The 19314-nt window shown below is 52.1% G+C and carries 13 protein-coding genes; 6 read left to right on the top strand and 7 right to left on the bottom strand.

Features of this window, described 5'->3' with window-relative positions; genetic code table 11:
• Window positions 1-12: 12 nt before the first annotated feature.
• The gene (locus ACAW87_RS14625) at window positions 13-1074 is read right to left on the bottom strand and encodes a glycosyltransferase family 4 protein (protein ID WP_370724152.1); all 1062 of its coding nucleotides are present in this window, start codon (window positions 1072-1074) and stop codon (window positions 13-15) included.
• A 141-nt stretch (window positions 1075-1215) separates the two neighbouring features.
• On the bottom strand, window positions 1216-2469 hold the full coding sequence (gene fabF, locus ACAW87_RS14620) for a beta-ketoacyl-ACP synthase II (protein ID WP_370724151.1): 1254 nt from the start codon (window positions 2467-2469) through the stop codon (window positions 1216-1218).
• 248 nt (window positions 2470-2717) lie between these two features.
• Between fabF and ACAW87_RS14615 the strand changes: the two genes are divergently transcribed.
• From ACAW87_RS14615 to ACAW87_RS14605, 3 genes are all read left to right on the top strand, one after another.
• A complete protein-coding gene (locus ACAW87_RS14615) occupies window positions 2718-3422 on the top strand; it encodes an NAD-dependent epimerase/dehydratase family protein (RefSeq protein ID WP_370724150.1) in 705 nt (234 codons plus the stop codon).
• A 156-nt stretch (window positions 3423-3578) separates the two neighbouring features.
• A complete protein-coding gene (hemE, locus tag ACAW87_RS14610) occupies window positions 3579-4622 on the top strand; it encodes a uroporphyrinogen decarboxylase (RefSeq protein WP_370724149.1) in 1044 nt (347 codons plus the stop codon).
• A 21-nt stretch (window positions 4623-4643) separates the two neighbouring features.
• Window positions 4644-5165, top strand: coding sequence for a GNAT family N-acetyltransferase (locus ACAW87_RS14605; RefSeq protein ID WP_370724148.1), 522 nt, complete (start codon window positions 4644-4646; stop codon window positions 5163-5165).
• Between the two features lie 332 nt (window positions 5166-5497).
• Here the strand turns inward: ACAW87_RS14605 and ACAW87_RS14600 are convergent, their stop codons facing one another.
• The 3 genes from ACAW87_RS14600 to ACAW87_RS14590 all read right to left on the bottom strand — a co-directional run bounded on the left by ACAW87_RS14600 (window position 5498) and on the right by ACAW87_RS14590 (window position 12240).
• A complete protein-coding gene (locus ACAW87_RS14600; protein WP_370724147.1) occupies window positions 5498-6484 on the bottom strand; it encodes a bifunctional heptose 7-phosphate kinase/heptose 1-phosphate adenyltransferase in 987 nt (328 codons plus the stop codon).
• Between the two features lie 123 nt (window positions 6485-6607).
• A complete protein-coding gene (locus ACAW87_RS14595) occupies window positions 6608-7624 on the bottom strand; it encodes a YpdA family putative bacillithiol disulfide reductase (protein ID WP_370724146.1) in 1017 nt (338 codons plus the stop codon).
• 197 nt (window positions 7625-7821) lie between these two features.
• Entirely contained in the window at window positions 7822-12240 is a 4419-nt protein-coding gene (locus tag ACAW87_RS14590; protein WP_370724145.1) for an SdrD B-like domain-containing protein, read from the bottom strand.
• A gap of 226 nt (window positions 12241-12466) precedes the next feature.
• Between ACAW87_RS14590 and priA the strand changes: the two genes are divergently transcribed.
• From priA to ACAW87_RS14575, 3 genes are read left to right on the top strand one after another with little or no spacing between them, the layout of a single operon-like run.
• Window positions 12467-14986, top strand: a complete 2520-nt coding sequence (gene priA / locus ACAW87_RS14585; protein ID WP_502918423.1) for a replication restart helicase PriA — start codon at window positions 12467-12469, stop codon at window positions 14984-14986.
• Window positions 14987-15024: 38 nt separating this feature from the next.
• On the top strand, window positions 15025-15303 hold the full coding sequence (locus ACAW87_RS14580; protein ID WP_370724144.1) for a type II toxin-antitoxin system RelE/ParE family toxin: 279 nt from the start codon (window positions 15025-15027) through the stop codon (window positions 15301-15303).
• Window positions 15304-15315: 12 nt separating this feature from the next.
• Window positions 15316-15648 (top strand): HigA family addiction module antitoxin, encoded by a 333-nt coding sequence (locus ACAW87_RS14575; protein ID WP_370724143.1) that lies wholly within the window; start codon window positions 15316-15318, stop codon window positions 15646-15648.
• 6 nt (window positions 15649-15654) lie between these two features.
• On the opposite strand, the gene ACAW87_RS14570 is transcribed toward ACAW87_RS14575, so the two are convergent.
• On the bottom strand, window positions 15655-16599 hold the full coding sequence (locus ACAW87_RS14570) for an SGNH/GDSL hydrolase family protein (protein ID WP_370724142.1): 945 nt from the start codon (window positions 16597-16599) through the stop codon (window positions 15655-15657).
• Window positions 16600-16657: 58 nt separating this feature from the next.
• Window positions 16658-19141, bottom strand: coding sequence for a glutaminase family protein (locus ACAW87_RS14565; RefSeq protein ID WP_370724141.1), 2484 nt, complete (start codon window positions 19139-19141; stop codon window positions 16658-16660).
• Window positions 19142-19314: the final 173 nt, after the last annotated feature.

Below are 19314 nucleotides of genomic sequence, written 5' to 3'. Positions count from 1 at the left end.
TGAACATTAGACCTACTTCCCCATATACAACCCCCAATACTGCTTCGCGGTGTTTTCCCAGCGGAAGCGGTTGGCTTGCCATTGCAGGCGTTGGGCTTTCAGGGGATCGTCGTAATAGTCACGCATACCTGCCCTGAGGGTTTCCACCACAGCTTCCGGCTCAAAAGAATCGAAGTAGAAAGCTTCCCGGCCACCAATCTCGGGCAGGCTGGTCAACCGCGACAGGAAGACCGGCTTTCCAAGGCTCATAGCTTCCACAACCGGCAGACCAAATCCCTCGCTGAGCGACGGGAACAGAAACGATTCGCAGTGCGTGTAGAGCCACGATTTGGTCGATTCGTCGACGGGGCCGGTTTGAAGTACGTTATCAACACCGAGCCGATTGGCCTGCTCACTCAGATGTCGAGCGTAGGAATGATCGTTGCGTCCTGCCAATACCAGCATATAGTCTGGAAAGGCCTGCGCAATGGCCAGCAATACGTGAATATTCTTTTTGGGGTGCAATACACCCAGAAACAGAAAGAAGGGCTTATCGAGGCTGGCTAATACGGCTGGTCGTTCGGTAGGTGCAGCCGGTAACTCCGATACGCCGATATAAACGGTTTGCAAAGGCGTGCGGTCAGGTACGTTCAGGTGCTTGCGCACAATGGTACCGGTGTAATCAGAAATAGTTGTCAACACCTGCGCCCGGTCTATGCGGCGTTGAATAGCCGCTAGTTTGCGCCGTTTTTTGGTCTCTGAATAATCGGTCCGTTCCAGGAAGTTCAGATCGTTGATCGTTAAAATCAGTTTTCCAGGCCGGTTTGCGGGCCAATAAGATCCATCCTGATGGAGGTTATGCCACACATCGAACTGGCCGGGACCATATAGTTTATGCCGCCAACTGGCTTCGCGGTAATGCAATGTTTCTGAGGGCTCGCCAAAGACACCGCTCTGTTTTGGAGGCACCAAAAAAGTCAGCGACGTACCGGCGGGCTGCTGCCGAACTAACTCCTGCCCTACATGCAGACAGGTTTGCCCCAACCCGCTGTTCAGGTCACGAATGCGCTCGGTATCGACGAAAATGGTTCTCATAAATACAGTTTAACGTTTAAAGTCCAAGGTCCAAGACGGTCCGCCGCTGCGGTTTAACGTTGAGCCGCTTACTGCGCAGCCTGACGTTAGACCGCAGCGGCGGACCGTCTTGGACCTTAAACTTTGAACGCATTACGTACGCTATTCTACGAAGCGCTTAAACAGTACCGTAGCATTGTGTCCACCGAAGCCAAACGTGTTACTCAGCACCACGTCGACCTGCTTCGCCTGTGCTACATTGGGTGTCAGGTTCAGTCCGGCAGGTACGTTCTCGTCGCGATTGTCGAGGTTGATCGTAGGCGGAATCAGGTTGTGTTGCATGGCCAGAATACCGGCCACGCCTTCAATGGCCCCGGCGGCACCCAGCAAGTGACCGGTCATCGACTTGGTGGCGCTGATGTTCAGATTCGTAGGATTTTCGCCAAATACCTTCACAATGGCTTTTGTTTCCGACACATCACCAATGGGTGTCGACGTAGCGTGAACGTTCAGGTAATCCACATCTTCGGGCTGTAGGCCAGCCTCACGCAGTGCTTCGCGCATGGCGTTGGCGGCACCCAGACCTTCCGGGTGTGTGCCGGTCATGTGGTAGGCATCGGCGGTAGCGCCCGACCCAACGAGTTCGCAGTAAATTTTGGCACCCCGTGCTTTGGCATGTTCGTATTCTTCCAAAATAATGCCGCCGCCGCCTTCTCCCAGCACAAAACCATCGCGGTTGGCGTCGAAAGGGCGTGAGGCACGCTGAGGATCATCGTTGCGCTCCGAAAGGGCTTTCATGTTACTGAATCCACCCAGGGCCGAATCGGTGATAACGTATTCGGAACCGCCCGTCACAATGGCGTCGGCTTTGCCCAACCGAATGTAGTTGAAGGCATCGATCATGGCGTGTGTACTCGACGCGCAGGCTGATACCGGGGCAAAATTGACGCCCATAAAGCCGTGCCGAATCGAGATCATACCGGCACCCATGTCGGCAATCATTTTCGGAATAAAGAACGGGCTGAAACGTGGGATTTTTCCACCTGCCCCATAAGCCAGTACTTCTTCCTGAAAACTATGCAGCCCGCCAATACCCGATGCCCAGATCACACCAACGCGTTCCTTATTAATTCCGTCGTTGAGTAAACCGGCATCTTCAATAGCCTGATCGGCCGTGACGATGGCATAGTGAACGTACCCATCCATTTTCCGGGCCTCTTTCCGATCAAAATAGTTGAGTGGATCGAATCCTTTCACTTCGCAGGCGAAGCGGGTTTTGAACAGGGACGCGTCGAATTTAGTGATGGGCGCGGCTCCGCTGGTGCCTGTACTCAGGCCCTGCCAGAAGGCTTCGACAGTATTTCCTATGGGGGTTAGGGCACCCAGGCCCGTCACAACAACTCGTTTCAACTCCATAAACAGGGGTATGCTTTAATATATCGCAAAGATGGGTGGATTCGGGGAATTAGAAAAATAGTTCGTGGTAAAGGAAAAGCAATAATCCCCAACAAGCAATTACTGTTACTGATTATTGACAGACTAGAAGCCTCGTTTCCAAGTAAAAAAATTTAGTTTATTATAATTCAAATGAGTAAACTTTAAATTAAAAATATAAGTATAAAAGTCATAGTACCAACTAGATTTGTCTACGTATTTTTGTACATATGAATATCAGAGCAATTGTTACCGGTGCAACAGGAATGGTTGGTGAAGGCGTTCTACACGAATGTCTTCAAGATAGTAGGGTTAAGCAAGTATTGAGCGTGAGCCGAAAACCATCCGGTTTGACGCATCCTAAATTACAGGAACTTATTGTGCCCGATTTCTACGACCTCTCAGCAGTAGCCAGCCAATTGAAGGGGTATAACGCTTGCTTTTTTTGCCTTGGTGTCTCATCTGTCAACCTTAAAGAACCTGATTATTACAGGCTTACCCATACACTAACCATGAACATGGCTACACTGTTGAGCCGGCAAAACCCCGACATGACGTTCTGCTATGTGTCGGGAATGGGTACCGACAGCACCGAACAGGGAATTACCATGTGGGCCAGAGTGAAAGGGAAAACCGAAAATAATTTGATGGCACTTCCTTTTAAGCAGGTATTCAATTTCCGTCCGGGTTATATCCATCCCACACCGGACATGAAGCATACGAAAAGTTACTACAAGTACATTAATTGGCTATACCCCATCCTAAGTAGAATTGTACCATCCTATGTGGTTACGCTACAGCAGTTAAGTCGGGCTATGATAAACACCGTTGGCCAGGGCAAACAACGCCGCATTTTGGAAGTAAACGATATTAAAGCCTTGGGGAGGGGTGAAGGGGTGAGGAGTGAAGGGCGAAGGGTGAGGAGTGAGGAGTGAGGGGCGAAGGGTGAGGAGTGAATTGGTGAAGAGGGCTCTGCTTAGGTACGTTACCAAGCGAAGCCCCCTTCACCCTTCACCCTTTGCCCTTCACTCCTCACCCTTCGCCCTTCACTCCTCACCTATTAACTCTTAATTCCTTCCGATATTTGCAGCATGAAGTTACAGAACGATTTAGTGCTCCGGGCTGCGCGGGGCGAGGCCGTTGAGCGCACACCTATATGGCTGATGCGTCAGGCGGGCCGGATTTTGGCCGAATACCGGGCAGTTCGCGAAAAAGCGGGCAGCTTTATCAAACTGGCTACCACGCCCGAATTAGCGGCTGAGGTAACAGTTCAACCCGTTGATTTGCTGGGTGTTGATGCGGCGATTATTTTCTCCGATATTCTGGTTGTTCCCGAAGCAATGGGTCTACCGTATGAAATGGTTGAACAACGCGGGCCCGTTTTTCCGCGTACCGTTCGCACCATGGCCGACCTCGATAGTCTGCATATTGCCGATGCCGAGCAAGACCTTGGGTACGTGCTGGAAGCGCTGCGCATCACTAAACAGATGCTGAATGGCCGGGTGCCATTGCTGGGTTTTGCCGGGGCGCCGTTCACTATTTTCTGCTATATGACAGAAGGTAAAGGGTCGAAGACGTTCTCTGTAGCCAAGAAGCTACTCTATACCGACCCCCTCTTTGCGCATACCCTGTTGCAGCAAATTACCGACAGCACCATTGCTTACCTGAAAGCGCAGGTACGTGCCGGGGCCGATCTTGTTCAACTCTTCGATTCGTGGGCCGGTATTCTGTCGCCCGAACAGTACAATACGTTTTCGTTGCCCTACATCAAGCAAATTTGCGACGCTATCAAGGCCGATGCTGAAGTGGGCCACACACCGATCACCGTCTTTGCCAAAGGGGCATTCTTCGCCCGGCAGGCTATCGGGCAGCTCAACTGCGATGTGGTGGGTCTTGACTGGAACATGGACATTGCTGAATCGCGGGCGCTGATTCCGGGAAAAACACTGCAAGGCAATCTGGATCCCTGCGTGCTCTACGCTAATCCCGATCAGATTCGGGCGGAGGTTCGGCAAATGCTTACGGCCTTTGGTCCACAGCGCCATATCGCCAATCTTGGCCACGGCGTTTATCCCGACACTAACCCCGATCATGTGCGGGTATTTATCAATGCAGTAAAGGAGTTTTCGGCATAATCGACGGGGCGTCTATACACCATGATAACCTACCGGTTTGCTGTCTTATCAGATGCAAAGGCAATTGCGGCGCTTCACACCCAAAGCTGGCGACAGACCTACCGGGGCATTCTGACAGATGACTACCTCGACCGTAACATCGAGCAGGATCGTTACTCGGTATGGTCTGATCGGTTAGCTAACCCGGCCGACAATCAGCGTATTCTGGTTGCGGAAAAGGAAGGTCTGCTCTGCGGGTTCATCTGCCTGTATCTCGACGAAGACCCGGAGTTGGGTACGCTGATCGACAACTTGCACGTAGCGGCGGGGCAGAAAGGGAAAGGTATTGGGCTGGGCCTGATGCGTGAGGCAGCCTGGCAGGTAATACCGCAGGCTACGCATCCCGGTTTTCATCTGGTAGTGTACGAAGCCAACCGGTCGGCTATCCAGTTTTATGATCGGGTGGGCGGGCAGAACATACGTACCGAGCAATACGAGACACCGGGCGGCGGTCAGGCAACCATTTTTCGGTATGTCTGGAAAACGGCCGATTCGCTCCTGTAGAGCCGCAACATCTTGCGGCTCACTCGCGTCAGCAATACGCTTAATACATTTCCAAAATTGCTGACGCGAGTGAGCCGCAAGATATTGCGACTCTACAGGAATAGATTCGAAAAACCCGCTAGCAAAACAGCGAGCAGGATTTTTTTGCGTTGCTCTGGCATAAACGCGTTCCGTCGTTCAGCAACTACCCAAGCGACATCCAGGCTACGAACAGCATTATTTGGCAATCGAAAAGTGGTTAACGAGTCATGAACAAAACCGAGCTTTGTCTGTAATCATGGCAAATTGGTTAGCGTTCTCTTCAGTAGTGGAAATACACGAAATGCGCGTGGCTAAACGCCTAGCCGAACAGCTTCCTCGAACAACCGGATTTTATCAATCGGTACTACGCCGACGCTTTCGCAGACGAGCCCACCGCCCAGATTTGAGAGGCCTGCAATACGCCGGGGAGACTGCCCAAGCGCCACGCAGCAGGCCGCAATACTGATCACGGTATCGCCCGCCCCCGATACGTCAGAAATTGTGCGAACGTGCGCCGGCAGTTTGGTTTGTTCGCCGTTGAGGTCTATGTATACACCCCGCTCGGAGAGAGTGATCAACGTACCCAGCAGGTTCATTCGGGTCTTTAGTGTTGTTACCACACTGGCTAGTTCATCGAGATTATCGACGTTGAAATCGACTTTCAATCCCTCTTTCAGTTCTTTCAGGTTTGGCTTGAAGAGCGTGGTGTGTTGATAGTCGAGGAAGTGTCGTTTCTTGGGATCGACTACCGTTGGTACGTGCTGCTCGTTGGCAAAAGCAGTGATCTCGGCAATGGCTTCGCGGCTCAGCACACCCTTGTCATAATCTTCAAAAATAACGACCTGACAACCCGGAATCAGTGATTTGGCGGTAGCAATAAGCTGTGTGCGTTCGGCATCGGTGATGTATTTGTCCGTCTCGGTATCGACTCGAACAACCTGCTGCGACCCGGCAATAATGCGCTCTTTGATGGTTGTAATCCGCGAATCCGAGCGAATCAGTCCGTTGCAGGTGAGTCCGCGTTCGGTGAGTTGGTGCTGAAGCTGATCGCCGGCCATATCGGTGCCGATGACCGAGCAAATAATCGCTTCGGCCCCAAGAGCCTGTACGTTCAGCAGCACATTACCCGCCCCGCCCAGCCTCACTTCGCGCCGGTTTACCGTAACGACCGGAACAGGAGCTTCGGGCGAAATACGATCAACCCGACCCCACACATAGGCATCGAGCATAACGTCGCCAATAACCAGCACGCGGAGATTGTTGAACTGAGCAAATAAATCAGGAAGTGGGGTGTTCATGGGGCAAAAATAGGTTCAAAGTTCAAAGTCTAACGTCCAAAGTCGCTTCGCTTACCTACAGACTGGTAGAAAGCAGAGCGACTTTAGACCTTAAACGTTAGACTTTAAACGTTGAACCTATTTTCAAATTCGCTGCACCAGTTCGTTTACCTTATGAATCTCGCGGCCCATCATGTGGTCGATGATGGCTTGCGCGTGTTCGCGGCCGTTTTCGATGAATACCTTCTCGGTGTAAATGCCCGCCAGAACGGTGCCACAGACGTACAGGCCAGGTACGTTGGTTTCGAAAGTGGTGCGGTTATATTGGGGAATCTGCGTTTCGGGGTCGAGTTCAACACCGCAACGTTGCAGCAATTCGGCATCGGGTGTGTAGCCGGTCAGCACCAGCACGAAATCGGCGGGAATTTTGGTTATTTCACCGCTTTGTAAGTTATGCACCCGTACCGAATCCGGCCCTATCCGGGTAACACAACTGCCAAAAACAGTTTTGATTTTGCCTTCCTTTACACGGTTTTTCACGTCGGGGATTAGCCAGTATTTCACCGTCGACCGAAAATCCTCACCCCGGTGAACCACCGTTACATCCACGTCGTGGCGATACAGTTCCAGAGCTGCTTCAACCGCTGAGTTGGAGGCCCCGATAATAACGACCTTCGTAAACGAGTATTTAAACGGTTCGTCATAATAGTGCGACACCTGAGGTCCGTCTTCGCCGGGTATACCCAGCCAACGGGGTCTGTCGAAATAGCCGGTGGCTAAAATCACTTTATAGGCGTAGAAAACGTCGCCCTTTGTGGTTAACACCCGGAACAGATCGCCCTGTTTCTGAACGCTTTTCACTTCGGTAAAGACCTTGGTTTTCAGGTGAAAATAGGCCGCTACTTTTCGGTAATACTGCAGCGCTTCGTTCCGGTTAGCTTTCACACTCGACACCGGGAAGGGAATTCCCCCGATCTCGATATTTTCGGCCGTTGAAAAGAATCGCATCATTTTCGGATACCGTCGAATGGATTCGGTAACGCTGCCTTTCTCCAAAATCAGATGGCTCAGCCCACTTTTACTGGCTTCAATAGCGGCCGCTAGTCCGCAGGGGCCAGCACCCACAATGATTACGTCGACAGGCTGCGAGTTTGTTGTCATATTGGCTGATGTGTAATCTTACGTTCAAGCAAGTAACGCAAAAAACGCCCCCAAAGGTTTGTCCATTGGGGGCGTTTGCCTGTTGAAATTGGATGTTGGATATTGTATGCTGGACATTGGATACTGGATGTTAGACTAAAACAAAGTCTTTCGTCCAATGTCTAATATTCAACATCCAGTATCCAACGTCCAATATTCTAGCGAATACGAGTTGCTTCGATGCGAATGCATTCTTTGGCCGAAACGGAAACGGTCAGCAATACAGCCGGGAGGCAAACAGGCTCTCCAACAACCGGAGCCGGGGCCGGACTAAGGATCGCGTAGATATATGCTGTTTCTGACGTACCTGAGCTTAGTTGCGGCGACAACACCGCCGACGTCAACACGGCCTCTCCTGCGGCGTTGGGGGTAACTGTGCTTAGCACGGTGCCGCCCGAATACATGGCTGTACCCGACTGTGGTGCGCTGAATTTCACAAATCGAACCTGCTGACCCACTGCAAACTGAGTACCGGTAACAGTGATATTCGGGGTCTGCTCACCAGAGCAAATAGTGAGCGAAGCCGGATTGATGCTTAGTACCGGGCACGGATCATTTGTTGCCTCTTCCACCACCACTTCCATAAAGTCGGAGCAGCCGGTTTGCAAATCAGTGACCGTCACTTTGTAAAGGCCTACATCCTGCACAACCGGGTTTTGCTCGGTACTGGTAAAGTTATTGGGGCCAGTCCAGAAGAACGAAACGCCGCTCGCATCGGCCATCAGCGTTACCGAGCAGGTCGGGCACGTTTTTGCGCCGCCTACCGCATCGATAAATGGAGGGGTAAGATCACCCTGCGTTACGCTACCTGTGTTGGGGCCTGAAACCACCGTACAGCCGTTGGGGAAGGTGACGTAAGCTGTGTAGGTCCCCGCCAACGACACGCTGACCGGATTGCTCTGGCTGGCGAAACCGGCGGGTCCGATCCAGCTAACAGGATAAGGTGAATTAGCGCCATTCACGCTGGCGGTAAGAGTAACAGCCGTAGTGCTACAAGTGAGCGTTGCATCGTTGACTGTTACGGTACCAATGCCTTTATCTTCCAGAATGGTGACCGATACAGGATCGCTTGCACAACCGCTCAACGAACCGGTCAGTATATAGACGCCGGGTGCATTGACCACCAGGCTGTTGGCCGTGGTGCTGTTGGGAGCAACCGGGCTCAGCCATACATATATGGCACCGGGTGTTGGGTTATTCACCGAAAGCGTTACCGACGGCTTGGCGCAGGTCAGCGTGGCTGACGAAATGCCGGAATTACCATCAATATTGATTGCGACAAATGGTGGAGTACTCGCCCCTTGTTTTACCTCTACCGTGGCCGACACTGCTGTGCAGCCATTGGGGAAAGTGACGGTAGCGGTGTAATTGCCGGCAATACTCGTTGAAAGCGGATTGGCTGTACTGGTGAAGTTGGCCGGTCCACTCCAAAGAACGGGGTACGGCGAAGCAACCTGATCGACCAGGGCGGTAAGCGATGCTACCGGAGTTGTGCAGGAAACCTCTGCGCCGAGGGCCGTAACATTGGCAACTACTTTGTTTTCGCCCACAGTGGCCGTAACGGCGTCACCGGCGCAACCATCCAGCATACTGGTCAGCGTGTAAACGCCCGGCGAACTAACCGATACCGTTGTGCTGGCGATACTGGTGCTGGCGGTTGGGCCATACCACACATACTGAGCGCGTGGCGTTGGGTCCTGAGCCGCTAAAACAGCAGTAGGTACGGCGCAGGTCAGCGTGGCCGATGCAGTCGCTGAACTGATCACCGGTTTGGGCAGCACCGTCAGCTTCGAAAGCGTAGCTACACGGCAACGAGGGTCTGATGGCGTGGGATAGACAATGCCATAAATGTAGTATTCGATGGGTGCGCCCGAGGCGTTGGCCGTAGGAATAGCCGGTGCCGTAAGCGACGTAACGGCTGACGCCGGATCAGCAGGCGTAAAGGTGCCTAGTACCAGTCCTCCCTCATACATGGCTGTGCCACTCTGAGGGCTACTGAAGTACACAAACCGAAGATCGTCAACAAGCGAGAAGTTGAGGCTACTGACCGGAATTTCAGGAATCGTACCTACATCGGCACAAACCGAAAAGGTTTCAATGTCGCCGATTACGGTTGGACATGAATACACAGAGAGGTCATAGTCATAATTATTTTCGCCGAAGCTGCCGGTTTTTAGGCTAATAACGGCATCGGAGCCAACCACGCTGGCGTCGCTATCACGGGTGCTGCTGCCTACGGCCGTTCCCTGCGTTTGAGGCGAGATAAAGTACTCACGAGTTGTGGCCGCCTTCCGGGCATTTCGTCTGGGGCCACCTTGCGGGTTTGCCGCCGATAGGTCGAGGCTCGGAAGCTGGGCCATATCCATCCGAATCTGGTAGTTCTGGTTGAACTTCATCCCGGTGGGTACGTTGCCATTATTGAAAACATATAAACCGCCACCAGCGGTAGTAGTGCTGGCTACTTCTGTACCTGTACCGCCGCCGCTCATGTCGAACAGGCGAAGCACAATGCCGTCGACGCCCGGCTCATAGGCATCCTGAATACCATCGCGGTTATCATCGAACCAAACCCGATTACCAATTTCGATCGGCGCCGGATCGCAAAGAATTTTTCCATCGCCGAGACCCGATACTTTACCAAACGTACCTGGACTGTTGAAGCCGAAGAGCGCATAATTCCGACGAATAGTACCATCCAGGTTACTCATCACCCGTAATCCGCCCGATTGATATACATCGGTGATGGGATCAAAGGCAGACGTCATCACTTCGTTACTACCGGGCCGGATCATCAGCGAACCGTTGGTCACTTCATTGTGGCCCGGTTTGTTGGCGGCATTGAAAAACCACTGGTCGTTGAAATAGAACTCACCCCCGCCGGGGCCCTCATTATTGCCAACCCCCGACACTACATACGTACCTGCCGTTTGGTTGTACGGGGCAGTCATGGTTTGGCCTGAACCCGGAATGGGGTTCGAGCCTGCCGTGCGGCCACCTACCGACCCATTCGATTCTAATTTGTATACCGACCGATCGGGCGTCATTACGCTGGCGCGCAACATATCACCACCCGTAAAACCATTGTAAACACCCTGACCAGCCGGATTTTGGTTCTGCACGCCGGCTAAGTGGCCAAACCGATCGAGCATCCCGATAACCATATCACCGTTATCATCGAAAGCTAGATCGGTAACCATAGGTTGTGGCCAGATAACAAACTGACCGGTACTGTTGCAACCCATCGGAAACTCATTCGTCCAGGGAAGCCAGTATTTAAAATCAGCACAATTCTCCGTTAAATCGGCCGAACCGCGCTCAAACGTCAGCGGGAAGCTCAACACCGTCTGGAATGCGGCCGATGCTCCCTGACGCGGGTCGATGCGCATAATAATTGCTTTCAGACCAGCCGTATCGGGCAGGGTTGCCGCCAATGCTGCTGAGGCCGACGTGAACTGCGAGATCTTCGACGTACGATTCTCGCCCGAACAAACACCACCTACATAGATGTAATTGCGGTAATTGTAAACCGCCCACGGACGAAAATCACCGTTGGGGCAACCCGAGCCGTCTATAACCCATGATTTTACATCGGCCGGACCAGGCTTACGCGCTGGCGAATCGATGAAGACACCGTACAGTTTGCGGTCAAACATATTTACAGCATACAGCGTCTTGCTATCGTCCGACAGATCAATGCCTCCAATCCCAAGCTTACCAAGCACAGTCATTGGGCCGGGGTCGCTACTGGGCTGCGTTTTATCGGCGTTCAGGCCTGAGTGCGGATCAGCACCGGTCGGAACACTTAAATCGGTTTGAAAGTCAAAGAAAGGGATGGTGGTTGCCGAGGCAATATCAGTCATATAAACGCCGCCTGTACCCAGCGAACCAAGACCTGCATGGCGTTTGATGGTGGCGCTGCTTAATACCTTTTTCTCGGCGCGTAAATAGGCCACGCCCCAAACGGCACCTATCTCGCTGGCAAACGCCAGGTGAGTTGGCGGGAAGTTAGTGGCATCGGCCAGGCCAGTTGCATTGATCGAGAACGACACCAGCACATCGCCTTTTGCCGCCTGTTTATCGGGGTCTACGGATCCATTGGCATTAACCGTAGTCATAGGATCACCATTCACGAAACAGGGAATGATGATCTGAACATCCCCGTTTTGACAGTATTCAGTAGGGAAATTAATACCACAATCAACGCTGGTGGCGGGGGCGGTAACAAAACGCAGATTACTCTGACTGTTTGCCCCAATTGGGCCAAAGAAGAAGCCCTCTTCGATGTTGGCGAATTCTATGCGTACCTTCGCTAAAGGAGGAATTTGGCTACTCGTGAATGCGTAACTGCCATTTGCGTTAGTTGTTACGCTAATGGGAGTTGTACTGAAGTTGACGTACGCATTTACCGTGACCAGTGGAACACCCGGCTCGGCTGGTGAGTTAAATGTCTGCGTACTGCTGGCATCGAAATCCCGATAAACCGTACCGCTTATCTGGGCATTAGCCGCCGAAAAACACAGTGTTAACACTATGCCCATCAGTAACCGGCCAAGTTGAATTGAGTAAAATTGTTTCATTGAATTGAGGCTGTTTCACTAGTAAACTAATGCATGCTATCTCATACGTATGGACATGCTTATAGCCGGGCAACTCACACCCACTCAATGGGCAGACTTACCGGACAATAGTGCACGCTTTATAGCTAGATAAGGGTAACGTTCAGGTATGTGTCAATTTCCTTGCCAGTTACTTAATTGTTTTATCCTTATATTCATTACTTCTTAGTATTAGTAACTAATTATTTTGTCAGACACCTTATTTTCACATACTGACGGGGAAGAAGTCACATTGTTTGTCGACTTGGTGTTACCTATTCCCGTTCCCCGATTGTTTACTTACAGGGTAAAAAGGGAAATGGCGAGCCTTATCAAAATTGGGGCCAGAGTGATTGTTCCCTTCGGAAAAAGTAGAGTAATAACTGCAGTCGTGGCCAGTCTGCACAACCATCCACCCCAGAATTATCAGGCCAGGTATGTGCTCGAACTGCTCGATGAGTACCCACTCGTGAGCGGCTATCAGCTACAGCTATTTGCCTGGATGGCGGAGTATTACATGTGCTGTATTGGCGAGGTGATGAACGTGGCTCTGCCCTCTGGCCTGAAAATCACCAGTCAGTCGAAAGTGCAGTACAACCCTGACTTCGACCACCCCGACTTGCTAACGGAGCAGGAAGTTGGCCTGCTCGAAGACCTCAAAAAACATCCTTCACTTTCTTACGAAGAACTGGGCCGGCTGGTGGGCGAGGTGAACGTACCCACGCTGATTAAGTCGCTGGTGGGTAAACGGGCAGTCATTGTTTTTGATGAGGTGAAAGAGAAATACGTACCCAAAATGGTACGTAAAGTGCGTTTACACCGTAATTACGAGCAGCCAGAGCAACTACTGGCCTTGTTACAGCGGCTGGATAAACTACCTAAGCAACAAGAAGTGGTGATGCGTTACCTGCGGCACGTACCCATGCAACGCAACCCTGCCCTGAACGAACAGGGCCTTGAAAAAGGGATTCTGAATCAGGATGATGAACTATCGCAGTCGTCGTTGGGTACATTGGTGAAGAACGGCGTTTTTGAAACCTTTGAACTCATCCAGCCCCGCTTTCCCGACGACGTCTCTAACCACTTTGCCCCCCAGAAAGAGATCATTCTGACAACTGCCCAGCGCACGGCGTCAGACCAGATCATGGCCGAATTTGCGCAGAAGAACATCGTGCTTTTTCATGGTATTACGGGCAGTGGTAAAACCGAAGTCTATATCGATCTGATTCAGAAAGTGCTGGCGGGCGGGTCGCAGGTGATGTATCTGCTACCCGAAATTGCGCTGACAACGCAGATCGTGGTACGCCTGCAAAAAGTGTTTGGCGATAAAATGGGCATTTATCATTCCAAATTTTCTGATAATGAGCGCGTTGAAGTTTGGAAAGGTGTGGTGTCCGGGCAATTCCAATTTGTGATTGGCGTGCGATCGGCGGTGTTTTTACCCTTCGATAACCTTGGCCTGATTATTGTCGACGAGGAGCACGAAACCTCGTACAAGCAACACGACCCCGCCCCGCGCTATCATGCCCGCGATGTAGCCATGATGATGGCTCACTGGCAACAGGCCAAAGTGCTGCTGGGCTCGGCTACACCCAGTATCGAGACCTATTACCAGGCCAAACAGGGACGCTATGGATTGGTCGAGTTGTTTCAGCGATATGGCGACGCCAACCTGCCGTTTATTTCGCTCATCAATACCAAGCTGGAGAAGAAGCAGAAAACGATGAAAAACGAATTTTCATCGGCCCTCTTCAACGCCTTGTCCGACAACTTGGAGCGCGGCGAACAGAGCATTCTGTTCCAGAACCGGCGCGGTTATTCGCCCTACCTGCAATGCGAAGACTGCGAATGGACAAGCCAATGCCTGAACTGCGCCGTTAGCTTGACCTACCATCAGAGGGCCGCCGAACTGCGTTGCCACTACTGCGGCCATAAAGAAGACGTACCCAAAGTTTGCCCCACCTGCGGATCAACAAAGGTCAGAACCGTAGGCTACGGTACCGAAAAACTCGAAGATCAACTTCAGATTCTGTTCCCCGCCGCCCGTATTCAACGGATGGATCTCGATACAACGCGCGCCAAAAATGCGTATCAGCAGATTATCAGCGAATTCGAGGCCGGAAACGTCGATATTCTGGTGGGTACGCAAATGATCACCAAAGGGCTCGACTTCGACAATGTCAGCCTGGTGGGTATCTTCGATGCCGACCGCATCATTCGCTGGCCGGAGTTCAGGGCTACCGAACGCGCTTTTCAGATGATGACTCAGGTAAGCGGACGTGCCGGGCGAAGGGCCGACCGACAAGGGCGCGTGCTTATTCAAACGAGTGACCCCTCGCAGGTGGTGTTGCAAAAGATCATCGACAACGACTATCTGGGTTTGTACGATGAAGAGATCATGGAACGCCGCGATTTCAATTACCCGCCTTTTTCGCGGCTGATAAAGCTTACTGTGCGCCACACCGATCAGCGCGTGAGCCGGAAAGCCGCTGAGGTGCTGCGCGCCAGTTTGGCCGCTCAACTGGGCGACGAGCGCGTACTTGGCCCGGAAGAGCCGTTAGTAGCCCGCATTCGGAACCAGTTTCTCTACGATATTCTGATCAAGCTGGAACGCGAGAAGATCAATTTCAAAGCCGTAAAAGCCTTCATCCAAAGCTGCATCACCGATATCCTCACCGACAAAGGCCTCCGCGCCGTCAGCGTTATCATTGATGTAGATTGCTTGTGAGAGTTGCAACCTGACACGTTTCACGTTACATTCGTGTTATGATTGTCAGTTATCGTCATAAAGGCTTGGAACGATATGCTACTCAAGGTGACCGTTCTAAATTGCAGCAAGCGCATCTGGTAAAAATCAGATTAATCCTAACCCGCCTGGAGGCAGCTACTGGACCCGAACAGATGAATCAACCAGGTTATAGTTTTCATCCGCTGAAAGGAAATTTGGAAGGATACTACGCAGTGAAAGTGTCTGGAAATTGGCGAATTATCTTTCGGTTTGAGGGTGAAAACGCTGCAGATGTCGATTACGTAGATTATCACTAAACAAAAACGAACATGGCACTTTTCGACCCTGCCCATCCGGGCGAATTAATTCGTGAGACAATTGACGGATTGCGCGAAGAAACTGGGCAGCTATTTACTATTGCAGAAGTAGCTGCTGGATTAGGAACGACGCGCAAAACATTGTCGGCGATCATAAACACAAAACAGCGTGTTACACCAGAAATGGCCATTCGGCTGGCAACTGCCTTCCCAAATACGACAGCAGAATTTTGGTTGACCGTACAGGAAAACTACGATTTGGCCCAAGCGAGACGTCAGGTTGACACTAGTCACATCCGTGTGTTTTGGCAGCCCAAGTCAAAGGTCTACAGCCAATCTGCTTAAAAGTTTTTATCGCAAAAGTGCCTTGATCTGCGCGTCGATGTCGGCGGCTTTTGCCTTGGCTTCGTCGAGGGGTAATCCGGCTTTCATGGGGCGTTTATGGCCGGTGGCAGTTAGCCAGGCATCTTTCATGATCATCTGCCGGTCTGAAACCAGTTTCAGAAGCTGCGTCGCATTGGGAACAGTTGTCATGGCGGCCTGAATGGTTGGCGCGGGAGCAACTGCTTTTTCGCCAATGCCCAGCAGAATACGTTTCGCCATCAGCCAATGACCAACCTCACCCGGGTGGACGCCGTCGTCGGCCAGCGCAAAACCGGCCACGGCAAACGTGGAGTCGACCTTGCGGTGGGCTTCCAGAAACTCCTTCATGGGGTAATGCACATCGATTACCGACCAGTTCTGCGCCTTTTTCTGATCAATGAGCCAATCTGAATACCGATCCAGCACGGCGGCGTATCCCGGTTTTCGGCCTTTCAGTTCATCGAAAACCGGCGGTGTCAAATGAATGATCTGCGCTCCCGACTTTACCACTTCGGCGTGTAGCCAGTTGATTCCGTCTTTAAATCGTTGAAATCGGCTCTCGTCGAACGGGAGGTAAATGCCGTCATTCATGCCGTAGCTGGCAAACACGAGGTCGGGCTTGGTGAGTGCCAGCACCCTTACCAACCGCTCGTGCAGGTCGGGCCGGGGAAACTGACCGCCCGCATGCCCTTCTTCCGAAAGCCCCGACACCGTTTCGCTTGGTAAGCCAACATTGATGAACTCGAATCCCTGTTGCGGGTAGCGCGCGCTCAGGTACGCATCAATGTAGCTGACATACGTACCTGCATAGGTGATGCTGTTGCCCAAAAATACGACCCGCCGCACATTGGCCGGGAACGGCGATTGCGCACAACTGACACAAGCCATCAAAAAAGAGAGAAGCGCCATGAACGAGCGCAAACAAGTGAGCATGGGCAGAACGGGCTTTTGTTGTAGAGGGCCTATTCTGTATTTTTTACCCGTTTCTAAGCTATTTCCGCGGCAGCAATTTCCTTTCCAGCATTTTTATATAATAACCACCCACCACCGAGCGGGCCTGAAAACCAACCTGTTTGGCATCGGTGGTTTCATGCCAGTCGGTCAGCGGAACGCGGGAAGACGTTTCGTTGGCAAATTTCCAGACGGGCTTAATAAACGCCTGAAAATCGGTGGTCGATTCAGCCAGGGTTGCCGTCCAGATAATCCAGTCTGATTTGGTATAGGTTTTTCGGCTGTCGAGAGGAAGGCCGTAAGGTTTCTGTTTTGTCAGGTAGAAGGCAATTTCGGTCTGCGCTACCGCTTTCGGGAATACGTTCAGGCCTAATAACTTATCCCAGACCAGGTTGTATTTCTGGCTCCAGGTGTTATCGTCGTTTTCAAACGTAAGGTCATAATGGCCTTTATCGGCCGCGAGTTGTTGCCACCTTGCAGCCATGTCACGCGCGATTTTCAGGTACGTTGCCGCCGTTCGCTGATCGCCCAGTTTAGCCGCCATTTGCCCGTAGGCGGCAAGGCCCAGAATGGCCTTCACCGACAGGTTTGCGTTACGTGCAATGTGCCCCGCAAAATCATCGGTGCAAAGTTGATTAGTGGGATCAAAGCCGTCTTTGCGCAGATATTCGGCCCAGGTGGTCAGCGTTTTCCAGTGTTTTTTGGCGTAATTGGCGTTTCCTTCAGCGCCGGTGATCGCCCCCGCCAGCAACAGCATATTCCCGCTCTCTTCAACCGGCATATCTTCGCCGTAGGTCTGTCCGTTGGCAAGTGGGTACGTACCTACATCGTGGGCCGCAAACGGCTTTTTCCATCGTCCACTTTCTGAATACTGAAAAATGGGCTCCATCATGCCTTTCAGCAAATCGGTATTATACAGCAGAAACAGCGGGGCCGACGGGTAAGTAATATCCACGGTGCCAATCGAGCCGTTAGAGAAGTTCTCTTTCGAGAAGAAGAACAGTTCGCCTTTAGGGCCAGCCACAATTTTATGCGCCGAAATGGCCTGTCGATAGGCCAGCGCACATAAATCGGCGTACTGTTTACCACCGGCTTTCTGAGCATCGTCGTACAGCCGAATGTCAAACAAGGTGCTTTTCTGTTTCAGGCGGGTGTAGTCTTTTTCGGCTGTCTGCAACAGCGCGGGCATCGTCATTTGTTCATTTCGCCGCCACCAGGCCCGCAGGTTCTTCCCGAAATACTGCACCGAATACAGGTCATCGTAGGCCAGCATAACATGTTTCTGCACCGGCGACGCCCCCACCGACCCCACCGGAATACTGACGGCCAGCCCATTATCGCGGGCCGCGCCGGCTACCTGTTTGGCCACCGGTAACGTACCCTGATTGATAAACGCCGTTTTCAGACTGGTTAATGAACCGGGAGTTAGCCGGGCTTTGATTTGCTGCGGCACAGCCAGATAAGCATAGCCCCAGTCGATACGGACGTTATCGCCTTTCCGGGCCAGCAGTGGCTGCTTTTGCGTACCCAGATTCAGCCAGTTTACCCCACCTTTGGTGCCCGAGCTGGTCATCACATCCTGATGGGCCGAGTGCGTGGCCAACGTACCCGCCGCGCCCACGTACAACTGCACGGTATGGGGTTTGCCATCCGTCGACCGGGTTACGAAGCTCAGGTACGTTACCGGACGGGCCGCCACCTCCAGTTCATCGAGCAGCAACGGCGACAGAAAATTGACGGTCAACGCCACCGGCCCCGCCGTGAAACTGTAGTCTGTTTGCGTAGCCGATACCTTGGCGCCGGTTTGAGTCGCCGTTGTTATGCCAGCCGGTACAACGGGATTTACAAGGCCAACATCAATAAACGAGCCTCCGTACGGGCTTACACAATGAAAGGCCAGCAAATTCTTACCGGGCCGCAACGCTTTTTTCCCCAGTGCTGACAAAGGCAAATAAACATACTCGTCGACGTGGCTCGATTTAGAGAGAATGCGGATACCGTTCAGGTAAATCGTCACCTCGTCGTCGTGGTAAAGCGAGAGCATCAGCTTGTTCACGTCTGACTTTCCGTCGTAATTAAATTCGCGCCGGACGTAAATACCATTTTTGTGCGTATCGCGGTTGGCCCAGCGGGTCTTAGCGTCGGGCGTATCGCCGAAGGGGCCGGGCCCCGTCAGCCAGTCGGTCGCGTTGTAGTCAGGCTCGTTCCAGTTCGAGCTGGGTCGATCGAACGTGTATTTGGTTGTGTATGGTTTTGATTCACCGGTGGGCAGAATAGGCTGATAATTGGTGGGAGCAGCGCCCATGAACTGATACGATTTCCCGTCGACCCGAACAATTCCTTCCAGCGACTGCGGTTTACCGGTCCAGTGGCGGGTAGGGGAATCGGTCAGTTTATCGGTTGTGCTCCAGACGCTGAAATAGGGGTCGTGGGTAATCAGTGGATAAGCAGGTGCCCGAAGGGCTTGCGTATAACCCGTTCCGGTGAGGACAAAGAAGGCGAATAGGAAAAACTTGATGCACATCAAAACGTTGATTTATTCAAAGGAAAAACAGTACTATAAACTGCATAAAGACTAAAATGTACCGTACCTATTTATTTAACGAACCATCGGAAGCCCTACAGCGCCAGTAGCGTTTTCGATGGTACGTCAGTACTTTTTCGGAAATGATCAGGTACGTCTCATTCAACAAAGAG

Source organism: Fibrella aquatica, from assembly GCF_041321135.1.
Lineage (GTDB): Bacteria > Bacteroidota > Bacteroidia > Cytophagales > Spirosomataceae > Fibrella > Fibrella aquatica.
This window is presented reverse-complemented; position numbering and strand designations above follow the sequence as displayed.